Annotated in this window: 13 protein-coding genes; all 13 read left to right on the forward strand. The window is 40.1% G+C overall.

The genetic code is table 11. The annotated features are described in order from the left end of the window. Nucleotides 1-23 precede the first annotated feature (23 nt). Nucleotides 24-1,484, forward strand: coding sequence for a UDP-N-acetylmuramoyl-L-alanyl-D-glutamate--2,6-diaminopimelate ligase (locus BN2425_RS05800; RefSeq protein WP_042456173.1), 1,461 nt, complete (start codon nt 24-26; stop codon nt 1,482-1,484). A 2-nt stretch (nt 1,485-1,486) separates the two neighbouring features. After that, on the forward strand, nt 1,487-1,936 hold the full coding sequence (locus BN2425_RS05805; RefSeq protein WP_042456174.1) for a hypothetical protein: 450 nt from the start codon (nt 1,487-1,489) through the stop codon (nt 1,934-1,936). Nucleotide 1,937: 1 nt separating this feature from the next. Continuing rightward, on the forward strand, nt 1,938-2,912 hold the full coding sequence (gene mraY, locus BN2425_RS05810; RefSeq protein ID WP_042456175.1) for a phospho-N-acetylmuramoyl-pentapeptide-transferase: 975 nt from the start codon (nt 1,938-1,940) through the stop codon (nt 2,910-2,912). After that, on the forward strand, nt 2,913-4,265 hold the full coding sequence (gene murD, locus BN2425_RS05815; RefSeq protein WP_042456177.1) for a UDP-N-acetylmuramoyl-L-alanine--D-glutamate ligase: 1,353 nt from the start codon (nt 2,913-2,915) through the stop codon (nt 4,263-4,265). Between the two features lie 47 nt (nt 4,266-4,312). After that, the gene (gene spoVE / locus BN2425_RS05820) at nt 4,313-5,413 is read left to right on the forward strand and encodes a stage V sporulation protein E (protein ID WP_042456179.1); all 1,101 of its coding nucleotides are present in this window, start codon (nt 4,313-4,315) and stop codon (nt 5,411-5,413) included. Between the two features lie 250 nt (nt 5,414-5,663). Then, nucleotides 5,664-6,767 carry an undecaprenyldiphospho-muramoylpentapeptide beta-N-acetylglucosaminyltransferase gene (gene murG, locus BN2425_RS05825; protein WP_042456180.1) on the forward strand — a complete coding sequence of 368 codons (1,104 nt, stop codon included), beginning with the start codon at nt 5,664-5,666 and terminating at the stop codon, nt 6,765-6,767. 63 nt (nt 6,768-6,830) lie between these two features. Continuing rightward, nucleotides 6,831-7,739: a UDP-N-acetylmuramate dehydrogenase gene (murB, locus tag BN2425_RS05830; protein ID WP_042456182.1), complete on the forward strand. Its 909-nt coding sequence runs from the start codon at nt 6,831-6,833 to the stop codon at nt 7,737-7,739. Between the two features lie 220 nt (nt 7,740-7,959). Then, nucleotides 7,960-8,751: a cell division protein FtsQ/DivIB gene (locus BN2425_RS05835; RefSeq protein ID WP_042456183.1), complete on the forward strand. Its 792-nt coding sequence runs from the start codon at nt 7,960-7,962 to the stop codon at nt 8,749-8,751. Beyond that, a complete protein-coding gene (locus tag BN2425_RS05840) occupies nt 8,732-9,436 on the forward strand; it encodes a DUF881 domain-containing protein (protein ID WP_042456556.1) in 705 nt (234 codons plus the stop codon). Before BN2425_RS05835 ends, BN2425_RS05840 begins: the two co-directional genes overlap by 20 nt. 37 nt (nt 9,437-9,473) lie before the next feature. Then, nucleotides 9,474-10,205, forward strand: coding sequence for a DUF881 domain-containing protein (locus BN2425_RS05845; RefSeq protein WP_042456185.1), 732 nt, complete (start codon nt 9,474-9,476; stop codon nt 10,203-10,205). Then, complete coding sequence (locus BN2425_RS05850; protein ID WP_042456187.1) at nt 10,205-10,567, forward strand: small basic family protein; 363 nt, start codon at nt 10,205-10,207, stop codon at nt 10,565-10,567. The genes BN2425_RS05845 and BN2425_RS05850 overlap by 1 nt, the downstream gene beginning before the upstream one ends. A 118-nt stretch (nt 10,568-10,685) precedes the next feature. Further along, the gene (gene ftsA, locus BN2425_RS05855) at nt 10,686-11,981 is read left to right on the forward strand and encodes a cell division protein FtsA (RefSeq protein ID WP_042456189.1); all 1,296 of its coding nucleotides are present in this window, start codon (nt 10,686-10,688) and stop codon (nt 11,979-11,981) included. A 45-nt stretch (nt 11,982-12,026) separates the two neighbouring features. Then, on the forward strand, nt 12,027-13,169 hold the full coding sequence (gene ftsZ, locus BN2425_RS05860) for a cell division protein FtsZ (protein ID WP_042456190.1): 1,143 nt from the start codon (nt 12,027-12,029) through the stop codon (nt 13,167-13,169). Nucleotides 13,170-13,202 lie beyond the last annotated feature (33 nt).

A 13,202-nucleotide genomic window follows, 5' to 3' on the forward strand; every position in this document is an offset into this window, starting at 1 on the left:
TCATGAGAGGATTTGAGATTAACATGAAGCTAACACAGCTGCTAGAGACATTACATCCGTTAACTCCATATTCGGGTTCAGACCCTGAGATTACGTCAATTGAAAATGATAACCGGAAAGTAATCCCTGGAAGCCTATTTATTTGTATAAATGGCTATACAGTAGACGGTCACGATTTTGCTGAATCAGCTGTTCAAAAAGGGGCAGCAGCCATTCTAGCCGAACGGCAATTACCGCTTGATATTCCGGTCGTAATCGTAAATGATACGCAAAGAGCAATGGCGGTACTGGCTGATGCGTTTTATGGACAGCCTACAAAAAAACTGAAATTAATCGGCATAACAGGAACAAATGGGAAAACCACCACCAGTCATATGATTGAAAAAGTATTTTTTGACCACGGACATAAGACTGGGTTAATAGGCACGATGTATACCAAAATTGCCGGAAAGGTCTTGGAGACTAAAAATACAACACCAGAAAGCTTAACCCTCCAAAAAACATTTCATCAAATGGTGGAGGAGGGGGTGCAAACTGCCGTGATGGAGGTATCTTCACATGCTCTTGATTTGGGGAGAGTCCATGGCTGTGATTATGATGTTGCTGTTTTTACTAACTTGACACAGGATCATCTTGATTACCATAAAACAATGGATGAATACCGGCATGCAAAAAGCCTTCTATTTGCGCAGCTTGGCAATACCTTTGACCACAGCAGTCCCAAATTTGCGGTGTTAAATGCGGATGATCCAGCCTCTATTATGTTTTCAAAGGCTACATCAGCACATGTGGTTACCTATGGTATTGATTCCATAGCTGACATTCGTGCCGAAAATATCGATATGACTCCTTCTGGCACAAAGTTTGATATTATCGTTGGCGGTAAAGCCTATCCCATTAAAATAAAACTTATCGGGAAATTCAGTATATATAACGTTTTGGCCAGTATTTCGACCGCCATTGTTTCAGGAATTTCAATTGAAGAAATTATTATGTCACTCGAAGGTTTGGAAGGAGTCGCTGGCCGGTTTGAGCTTATACAAGCGGGACAGGACTTTACTGTCATCGTTGACTATGCCCATACACCTGACAGTCTAGAGAATGTCCTAAACACGATAAAGCAATTTGCTAAGAAAAGAATTTTTGTTGTCGTTGGCTGCGGAGGGGATAGGGACCGGACAAAGCGCCCGCTTATGGCACAAATCGCCTGTAGTCTGGCTACTGATCCGATTTTTACGTCTGATAATCCGAGAAGTGAGGACCCGCTGGGGATTTTAAATGAGATGGAAGCAGGTGTTCAAGGAAAGAACTATCAAGTTATACCAGACCGTAAAGAAGCGATCACCTATGCAGTTAATCATGCATCAGCAGGGGATGTCATTTTAATTGCTGGAAAAGGGCACGAAACCTACCAAATAATTGGCACTGAAGTACATGATTTTGATGACCGGCTTGTTGCCCGTAAGGCAATTGAGGAGAGATAAAAATGCTGTTATCTGTGAAACAATTAGGGGAAATATTTCTTGATAGGCAAGGCGTCAAAGACGAAATATGGATTCATACAGTATGTGACCAGGCTTCTGTACTGCAAAGCCGAGGCTTATTTATCCCGCTTAGTGAGGCGTCTGGTGAACTCTCTGAGGCAATTGCAAACGGGGCCGTGGCGGTTATCTGGGATAAAAATAAACCACTTCCCCCATATACGCCTAATCATTTTCCAGTATTTTATACAAGTCATCTGGACATCGCGGTATCAGAAATTCTGAAACATTATATTGAAAAATTAAATGGAGACATCGACAAAAACATGAGTATCACGAATTTTAAAATATCTGAGAAAAAACTTCTTAAAAAAAATAAACAAACATATGATATTGCTGTAATGCTTAATGTCATTTCAAGTAAACAGGAAAATAATGGAGAAAGGAGGGGATAATATGTTGGAGCAAGTTATATTTTTCACAATTATAATGGCGTTTTTAATATCAGTATTACTTTCTCCTATCTTTATCCCCTTCTTACGAAGGTTGAAATTTGGACAAAGCATCCGGGAGGAAGGTCCTAAATCGCACCAAAAAAAATCTGGAACTCCTACAATGGGCGGAATCATGATTTTATTTTCCATTATTATTACAACCATCGTAATGACAGGGAAATTTTCAGAACCGACAGTTAAAACCTATTTGCTCCTGCTTGTAACCATTGGGTTCGGTTTGCTCGGCTTTTTAGATGATTTTATTAAAGTGGCCCTGAAGCGAAATCTTGGATTAACATCAAAGCAAAAGCTATTAGGGCAAATTATCATATCGGTTATTTTCTATCTTGTATATAGACAAAGTGGTTTCTCAACCGAAATCAGTATCCCGTTTACCAATACCACCATCGAACTAGGATGGTTTTTCGTCTTGTTCATTATTTTCTGGCTTGTTGGCTTTTCTAATGCGGTTAATTTGACTGATGGATTAGATGGCCTGGTATCTGGTACGGCGGCGATTGCCTTTGGTGCATTTGCTGTACTTGCTTGGAATCAATCACAAATGGAAATTGCAATCTTCTCTGTGGCCATTGTTGGAGCAGTATTAGGTTTCTTAGTGTTCAATGCCCATCCTGCGAAAGTATTTATGGGGGATACAGGCTCACTGGCACTTGGAGGAGCCATCGCGGCTATTTCCATTTTGACTAAGCTGGAAATTTTGCTTATTATTATCGGCGGAGTTTTTGTTATTGAAACATTGTCTGTTATTCTACAAGTGGCATCGTTTAAAACCACTGGCAAACGGATTTTCCGCATGAGTCCGCTGCACCATCACTATGAGTTAGCCGGATGGTCAGAATGGCGCGTGGTTGTAACGTTTTGGAGTGTTGGTTTAATTTTTGCTATTTTAGGAATCTATATCGAGGTGTGGTTGTAATTGAAGCAGATTGAAACGTATCGTCATAAAAAAATTCTAGTGCTGGGTTTAGCCAAAAGTGGGGTTACTGCTGCAGCACTTCTTCATAAGCTGGGTGCTTTTGTCACCGTAAATGACAGGAAGCCTTTTTCGGAAAATCCCGAAGCTCAGGGGCTGCTTGAACAAGGTATTAAGGTAATTTGCGGGGAGCACCCAGTGGAACTTCTAGATGAGGGTTTTGAGTTGATCGTTAAAAATCCTGGTATTCCCTATAACAATCCAATGATTGAAGGAGCTATTGAACGGGATATTCCTGTTATTACAGAAGTGGAGCTTGCTTATGAAATATCTGAGGCTCCTTTTATTGGCATTACAGGAACAAATGGAAAAACAACCACAACAACCCTTGTGTATGAGATGCTAAACGCAGGAAATAAAGCCCCGTTAATCGCTGGGAATATTGGAACCGTTGCTTCGGGGGTTGCCCAAACGGCGACGGCGGACAACACGATTGTAATAGAGTTATCATCCTTCCAATTGATGGGGATTACTCTATTTAATCCAAAGATTGCTATTATCACAAATATCTATGATGCTCATTTAGATTATCATGGAACGAAGGAAGAATATATTAAAGCAAAAGCTAATATTACTAAAAATCAAACGGAATTAGAATATTTAATTGTCAATGCAGACCAGGAAGAAACACTTCAAATAGCCAATTCTTCCAGAGCTACTATCATTCCTTTCTCGACGAAAAAGGTACTTACTGAGGGTGCGTATATTTCGGATGGATGGATATGGTTTAAACAAGAAAAGATTATACAGATTGAAAAGATTGCCTTACCGGGTGTACATAACTTGGAAAATATTTTATCATCCATGGCTGCTGCTAAACTTTCTGGCGTAGACAATCATGCCATTCAAAAGGTACTTGAGTCTTTCACTGGAGTGAAACATCGGCTTCAATATGTAACAGAGATTGATGGCCGTAAATTCTATAACGACTCTAAAGCTACCAATATCTTGGCGGCAGCGAATGCCCTCAAGGCATTTGATGCTCCAGTGATTTTACTTGCCGGAGGGCTCGATCGTGGGAATGAGTTTGATGAGCTCCTCCCTTATTTAGAACATGTAAAAGTGTTAATTACCTTTGGGCAGACGGCTGAAAAGCTTGAACGGATTGGCGAAGAAGCGGGAATAAATGTAATTCAGCGTGTCGATAATGTTGAAAAGGCCGTGCCGGCTGCCTATGGTTTTTCTAACCCAGGTGACGTTATCCTGTTATCTCCAGCGTGCGCAAGTTGGGATCAGTATAAAAGTTTTGAAGTCAGGGGAGACATTTTTATCGAAGCCGTGCATAAGCTTAAGTAAGGGCCTGTCCAAGGACAGCCTTAAAACTTGCAGTTGAGGTGTTTACGGTGCCGACAAAGAGAACGACTCCTGATTTTATTTTAATGATTGTAACATTTACACTTTTGGCAGTAGGCCTTATTATGGTTTATAGTGCAAGTGCAATTTGGGCTGAATATAAATTTCAGGATTCCTTTTTCTTTGCTAAAAGGCAAACCTTGTTTGCTGGTGTTGGGATACTGGCCATGTTTTTTATTATGAATATTAATTATTGGACATGGAGAACGTGGTCGAAGACGATTTTAATTGTTTGTTTTGTTTTATTAGTTTTGGTGCTAATACCAGGTATTGGAAATGTCCGGAATGGTTCAAGAAGTTGGATTGGGGTGGGTGCCTTTTCTATTCAGCCATCTGAGTTTATGAAACTGGCCATGATTGCTTTCTTGGCGAAGTTTTTATCTGAACAGCAAAAGCACATAACTTCCTTTAAGAAGGGGTTGGTTCCTTCCTTAGGGCTCGCTTTTGTTGCATTTGCTATGATTATGCTTCAGCCGGATTTAGGGACAGGAACCGTCATGATGGGGACCTGCGTCGTGATGATTTTTATTGCTGGAGCAAGGGTTAGCCATTTTGTTTTCTTAGGATTATTAGGATTGGCTGGTTTTGTAGGTTTGATTATATCTGCCCCTTACCGGATTAAAAGGATTACTTCATTCTTAGATCCTTGGTCTGATCCATTGGGAAGTGGATTCCAAATCATTCAATCGCTTTACGCAATTGGACCGGGTGGACTGTTTGGACTAGGACTAGGTGAAAGCAGACAAAAGTTTTTTTATCTGCCGGAGCCGCAAACAGACTTTATTTTTGCGATTCTGTCTGAAGAATTAGGTTTTATTGGTGGCTCGTTTATTCTCCTGTTGTTTGCATTACTGTTATGGAGGGGAATTCGGATTGCGTTAGGTGCCCCAGATTTGTATGGCAGCTTTCTTGCTGTTGGAATTATTGCTATGGTAGCGATACAAGTAATGATCAATATTGGTGTTGTCACGGGGTTAATGCCTGTTACAGGGATTACATTGCCGTTTCTAAGCTATGGAGGTTCATCGCTGACACTAATGTTAATGGCCATAGGTGTTCTACTTAATATCAGCCGTTATTCTAGATTTTAAAGACCCTGTACGTTAACAGGGTTCTTTTTTGTTGAAAGGCTCTATTAATTTTGGCGGTTGATTTCCGCACCAGTCGCTCAGCGAACCCGCGGACTCCAATCAACAGAGTTAAAAAATCAACATGATTGTTTAACAGAGCCTGTTGAAAAGATAGGGGTTTCATTACATTTCAATAACATTATTTTATCATTGGGTTTATTTCATAAACTTTTATAGTAGAATGTGTTTAGAACTTTTCTGAGGTGAGAAGATGAAGATAGCAGTCAGCGGTGGGGGTACTGGGGGACATATTTACCCTGCACTTGCGCTTATAAGGGAAATTCAAAAAGGCAATAAAGACGCCGAGTTTTTATACATAGGTACAAAGAACGGCTTAGAGAGCAAAATTGTCCCAAGGGAAGACATTCCGTTTAAATCAATTTATATTACTGGATTTAAACGAAAGCTTTCTTTTGAAAATGTCAAAACTGTAATGCGTTTCGTTAAAGGAGTTCGGGACAGCAAGCGCATCCTAAAAGAGTTTCAGCCGGATGTCGTCATTGGAACAGGTGGATATGTATGTGGGCCAGTTGTATATGCTGCAGCAAAGCTTAAAATTCCGACAATCATTCACGAACAAAACAGTGTCCCAGGTCTGACCAATAAATTCTTAAGCAGATATGTGAACAAAGTGGCAATTTGTTTTGAGGAAGCGAAGGAATATTTTCCAGAACATAAGATTGCTTTTACAGGCAACCCAAGGGCTTCTGAAGTACTTGGCAAGGACGGTGTAAAGGGACGTCTATCCGCAGGGTTAAGCACGACCATGCCTGCTGTGCTGATTTTTGGTGGCAGCAGAGGTGCCAGACCAATCAATGAGGCTGTTGTAAAAGCATTGCCTGAATTGGCCGGCAAACCGTATCAAGTGTTGTATGTTACAGGGGATGTTCACTTTGAAGCTGTCAAAAAAGAAGTAGACTTAGTTGGAAATCCAAAAAATGTGGTCATCAAACCATTTATTCATAATATGCCTGAAGTCCTTGCAGGCATTGATTTGGTTGTTTCTAGGGCAGGAGCAACCACACTCGCGGAGATCACTTCATTGGGGATTCCCAGCATTCTAATCCCCAGCCCTTATGTAACCAATAACCATCAGGAGAAAAATGCTCGGTCACTTGGGGATCAAGGCGCAGCCGTGGTATTATTAGAAAAAGATTTAACAAGCAGTAGTTTGATTAGTCAGATGGACCTCATTTTATTGGATAAAGAAACTCTTAAAGAAATGAAACATAAGTCAAAAACAATGGGTGTTCCTGACTCAGCTGACAGACTATATAAGCTAATTGAAGAGGTTTTGAGGGAAAAACAGAGGTAGCCCAACCCGAGCTATTAGCATAAACTAAAGAGTATATACAGGATTGGAAAGTTGGGTGGTAAAATGGATAGAATCCTGAAAGAATTGCAGGAATTAAATATTGGGAAAGTAAAGCAAAATGAACCGTTGAGTTCTCATACAACCATTAAAATAGGCGGTCCTGCCGACATTTTTGTTGAACCATCATCCATTGAAAATTTAAAAAAGGTCATGAATGTGATCAATAGGAACCAAGTAGATTGGCGGGCAATTGGCCGGGGTTCAAATCTTTTAGTATCCGATAAGGGAATTGATGGGGTTGTAATTAAACTTGGTTCGGGTATCAATCATCTGGATATATCAGAAACGAAAATTACTGTGGGTGGAGGCCATTCATTGGTCAGTTTATCTACACAGATTAGCAAGAAGGGGCTCTCGGGTCTGGAATTCGCCAGTGGTATTCCCGGTTCTGTAGGCGGCGCTGTCTATATGAACGCTGGAGCTCATGGTTCAGATATCAGCAAAATTTTAGCCAAGGCTCACATTTTGTTTAAAGATGGTACCATGGCATGGCTTACGAATGAGGAAATGGAGTTTTCCTACAGAACATCCATCTTGCAGAAAAAACGGCCGGGAATTGTGCTGGAAGCTGTGTTTGAGCTTACACAGGGAAACAGAGAAAGCATTGTTGAACAAATGCAGAAAAATAAAGACTATCGAAAAGAAACCCAGCCCTGGAATTATCCATGTGCAGGAAGTATATTTCGTAATCCACTTCCTAATTATGCAGGTAGACTGATTGAACAAGCTGGATTAAAAGGCTTCAGTATTGGCGGAGCAAAGATTTCCGAAATGCATGGCAATTTCATCGTGAATGCTGGAAATGCCACCGCTGATGATGTTCTTGCTTTAATCAATCATGTAAAAGAAACGATTTATAACCTGTACCATGTAACCATGGAAACAGAAGTGGAGATTATCGGCAGAAAATAATTGATCATGACTTGATTTTTCTCAGGAATTGGGAAAGAAATTTCTTACGAATGACAAATATTGTGTTATAATAATCGATAATATTATAGGTTGAAATTTAGTAGAAAATGAAAGACGGCATGATTTTTCATGCCGTTGTTTTCTCTTCTTGGGCCGGAAAACAACGGTTAGGGACAAGCCTAAGCAAATGAGCAGCTGCTTTTTATTTGGGGGAATAAGAATGGAGAAAAGTAAAATCGTTGCTCTTGAAGACCGTATACCAAAATTAAAGGAGCAGAGACGAAAGAAAGCAAACAAGCGGCTTATCATTTTGTTGTTTTTATTTTTTGTGATGATTGCAGTCATTGCCTATACTCAATCACCATTAAGTCATATAAAAAAAATTGCTGTTACTGGAAATCATGTATATTCCCAAGAGGAGATTATTAGCAAGTCTGGACTTTTAAAGGACACGAATATTTGGGAAGTAAAAAAAGCGGATATTAAAGCCAAAGTAAAAAAATTATCCGAAATAAAAAGTGCTGATGTCAAGATACAGTTGCCGAATAAGGTTCTCATAAAGGTTAATGAATACAATAGAATTGCTTATATGAAGCAGGATCGTTTTTATTTTCCTGTGATGGAGAATGGCAAAATTTTAACGGCGAAAAAACTTGAACAGGCTCCAGATAATGCTCCGATTTTATTTGGCTTTGAGGAAGGGGATATCCTTAATGAAATGGTACATGAATTGGAAAGCCTTCCGACTGCTATTCTGAATTCCATCTCAGAAATACACCATACTCCTAAAAAGACTGACCAGTATCATGTGTCGTTGTATATGAATGATGGATTTGAAGTAAGTGCGACAATCAGGAGTTTCTCAGAAAAAATGGTCCATTACCCTTCCATTATTAGCCAATTGGACCCCAATAAAAAGGGGATCATTGATTTGGAAGTAGGATCTTATTTTAAGGCCTTTGAAACGGAAGTGGAGGAAAAAGAGGTTGAAAATGATGAAGGTGAAGGGTAAACATGTGATTTTATCCATGGTCTGCCTTGTCCTTGGCTTCATTTTAGCTATTTCCTACCACCTTACGCAAATAGAAAATCAGCAGACAAAACAGGATATGACAGATAGCCAGTATAAAAAAACGCTATCCTTAAGAAATGAATTGATTGCTCAAGAGGAAACGAATCGAAAACTGCAGAAGGAATTAAGCCAAAGACAAAACGAAGTTCAAAAAAAAGAAAAAGAATTAGCCAAAGAGGCTGAGAATTTTACTAGTCTTGCTAAAGATACGGAAAAATATCGTATGTACTTAGGAAAAGTGAAGGTAAAAGGGAAAGGGGTTAAAATTACCCTTGCAGATGGTGCATATGATCCGCAAGAAGATAATGTGAACAACTATCTTGTTCACGAACACCATGTCTTTAATGTGGTGAATGAACTCTACATATCAGGAGCAGCCGCTGTAGCGATTAATGGACAACGGTTGACGAGCAGCTCGTATATAGTTTGTAATGGGCCCGTGATAACCGTTGACGGAGTGCCTCATCCTGCTCCATTTGTCATATCCGCCATTGGGGATCCTGATGTTTTGTCCTCTGCCATTAACCTTTCAGGAGGGGTAAAGGACCAGCTCGTCAATGACAATATTGTTTTTACCCTTGAAAAAGAGAATGAAATTGTCTTAAATCCCGTTTTAGGAAGTTAATGTCCACGGTAAAAATAGAAAAGGTTAGGTGAAAATAGTGGACAGACAAAAGGTAACGTTACGTTTTACATTGATTTCGGCGCTTATTGGATTTATGATTGCCGTTCAGTTTCAAACCGTTACAGAACCGAAAGTTAGGGATACAAGAGATATCTGGCAGCTCCGGGAGGCTTTACTAAAAGAAAAGGAAATGCAATATCAGTTACTCACGGAAATCCGTTCTTATGAGGAAAAACTATCAGCCTATGAATCTAAGCGAAAGCAAAGCAAGGAGCAGGCATTAAAAGATACCTATTTAGAATTAAAGCAGGAAACAGGATTAACGGAAGTAAAAGGGCCAGGGGTTACTCTGGAAATTGAACCTGTAATTGAAGATATAAAGCTTGGTTATACTCCCACATCTACTGTTCCACCTGAGCTATTAAAAAGGTTAGTAAATGAATTAAACATGTACCAAGCGGAGTCAATTTCTATTGATGGGCAGCGAATTATTAATACAACCGTTATCCGGGATATTAATACAGAAACCAAAATTGATGGTCATACAATTAAGGATCTTCCCATTGAGATTAAAGTTATAGTGAAGGATTTTGCTACTGCTGAAAAGTTATACAATCGAATGAACGTTTCGAAAGCGAAAGACGAATTTTTTACGGAAAGCCTGAGGCTTTCTGTTACCAAACCATCTACAGAGATCACAGTTCCTGCTTATGAGAATCCAATCCGGATCCGCTATATGGAGTCGGTTAAGGAAGGAGGCGGTTCCTAATGTGGCTTCCTGTTGTAGGGCTGATTGCAGGAATCGTACTTGGGCTGCTAACAGAAATAAGAATCCCTGATGAATATTCCAATTATTTGTCGATTGCTGTATTAGCTGCTTTCGATACATTATTCGGAGGAATTCGGGCCTATTTACAAAATATATATGACGAAAAGGTATTTGTATCAGGTTTCTTTTTTAATATCATTTTAGCTGCAAGTTTAGCTTTTCTCGGTGTCCATCTTGGTGTAGACTTGTATTTAGCAGCAGTTTTTGCGTTTGGTGTCAGATTGTTTCAGAATATTGCTGTAATTCGTCGAATTTTATTGACAAAATGGTCAACGAACAAAGAAAAATTAGAAAAAAGTTAAATTTTTTAAAGGGAATCATTCAGTTGTGACGAATAATTTTATAATATATTACTTAGGAATTGAACCTGAAAGAATGGATTGTTGTTCGACTGAAGAATATTAAAGGAGGTGCCAGAGAATGAACAGCAATGATATATATGTTAGCCTTGACATCGGTACATCCAGTGTAAAAGTTATCATTGGGGAAATGGTCAATGATTCAGGAAAAGGCTCGTTAAATATAATTGGCGTAGGAAATGTAGAATCCGAGGGTCTGCGCAAAGGGTCAATTGTTGATATGGACGATACCGTTCATTCTATTAGAAGGGCAATTGAGCAGGCGGAACGAATGGTAGGCTTAGAGATTAATGAGGTAGTTGTCGGGATTCCCGGCCACAATATTAGCCTGCAGCCATGTCATGGAATTGTTGCTGTTTCCGGCCAAAACCGCGAGATTACAAACGATGATGTCATTCGTGTAATTGAAGCTTCATATGCTGGGTCCATTCCCCCTGAAAGAGTCAATATGGGAGTCATTCAAAAGCAATTTATTTTAGATGGTAAAGATGAAATAAATGATCCACGCGGAATGATAGGTGTCCGTTTGGAAATGGAAGGCACCCTGGTAACAGGGTCCAATGCAATTCTTGCTAATATTATCCGCTGTGTGGAGAGAGCCGGTCTCAATTTCTCCGATATTATCCTCCAGCCGCTAGCTGCAGGAGATTATGCATTATCTAAGGATGAAAAAAATCTCGGGTCCGCTCTTCTTGATATCGGTGGAGGATCAACTACTATTGCCGTTTTTGAGGATGGATATTTAAAAGCAACAAGTGTAATTCCAGTTGGTGGGGACCTTATCACCAACGATCTTTCAAAAGTGTTGCACACTTCAACAGAGGATGCGGAAAATATAAAAATCAAATATGGACATGCCTTTTATGACCACGCATCAGAAGATGAATTTTTTAGTGTACCCGTTATTGGAAGCGACCAACACCAACAATTTAACCAGCTTTATGTTTCTGAAATTATTGAAGCTAGAATGGAAGAAATTTTTGAATTAATTGCCAAGGAATTAAAACGCCTAGGCGTGACCGACTTGCCAGGTGGCTTTGTGTTAACGGGCGGTACTGCTAAAATGCAAGGAATGTTGGAATTAGCACAGGATATCTTTGAAAATCCAGTCCGTATCGCTCAGCCTGATTATATTGGCGTTAGGGAACCGCTTTATACAACTGCAGTTGGTTTAATCAAATATGCTTACAAAAATTCTAGATTACCAGGAAGCATTTCTAGTTCACAAGTTTCGGTTTCAGAACCAGTTGAAAAACGGGTGCAAAAGCAGCAACAGCCTAAAGCGAAGCCAGAGAAGCATTCGGAAGAAAAGATGTCATCAAAAGTCAAAAAGTTCCTGGGGTACTTTTTCGAATAAAGGATGATTCGAAAAGGGATAAGTGACGAATTAGGAGGATTTTTCATGTTAGAATTTGATACAAATTTAGATTCCCTCGCAACTATAAAAGTCATTGGTGTTGGCGGCGGCGGCAATAATGCTGTTAACAGAATGATTGAACATGGGGTTCAAGGTGTAGAGTTTATTGCTGTAAACACAGATGCTCAAGCACTTAACCTGTCTAAAGCAGAAGTAAAAATGCAAATCGGCGCTAAATTAACTCGCGGTCTTGGAGCAGGAGCAAATCCAGAAGTAGGCAAGAAAGCGGCAGAGGAAAGCAAGGAGCAAATTGAGGAAGCATTACGCGGGGCTGATATGGTATTCGTTACCGCAGGTATGGGCGGTGGTACGGGGACTGGTGCTGCACCGGTTATTGCTCAAATTGCCCGCAATTTAGGTGCTTTGACAGTTGGAGTTGTGACTCGTCCATTTACTTTTGAAGGAAAGAAACGTTCTACACAGGCTCAAGGTGGGATTGGTTCCATGAAAGAGGCTGTGGATACTTTAATCGTCATTCCAAATGATAGATTGCTTGAAATTGTCGACAAGAGCACCCCGATGCTTGAAGCATTCCGTGAAGCGGACAACGTCCTTCGCCAAGGGGTTCAAGGGATTTCTGACTTGATTGCTACACCTGGATTAATCAACTTAGACTTTGCTGATGTTAAGACAATTATGTCTAACAAAGGTTCTGCCCTAATGGGGATTGGTGTAGCATCTGGTGAAAACCGAGCTGCAGAGGCTGCTAAAAAGGCAATCAATTCACCACTTCTAGAAACTTCTATTGATGGTGCACAAGGGGTATTGATGAATATTACAGGCGGTTCAAACTTAAGCCTGTATGAGGTCCAAGAAGCCGCAGATATCGTTGCTACTGCAACTGACCAAGAAGTCAACATGATCTTTGGCTCTGTTATTAATGAAAGTTTAAAAGATGAAATCATTGTAACAGTAATCGCAACGGGCTTTAATGAAGAAGCTATTCAGCCGAAACCGACCCGTCCAACATTTGGACAGCCAAAATCACAACCTGCTCCGGTAAAACGCGAGCCAAAGCGCGAAGAAGTCCAGCCGGAACCAGTCCGCAATAACAATAACAACACTCCGTATCCGGAGGAAACATTAGATATTCCTACATTCTTACGTAATAGAAATCGTAGAAGATAATACAAGACAAAAGCATGATCCAAAAGGGTCATG

This window comes from Neobacillus dielmonensis (assembly GCF_000612665.1).
In the GTDB taxonomy this organism is placed as follows: domain Bacteria; phylum Bacillota; class Bacilli; order Bacillales; family Cytobacillaceae; genus Neobacillus; species Neobacillus dielmonensis.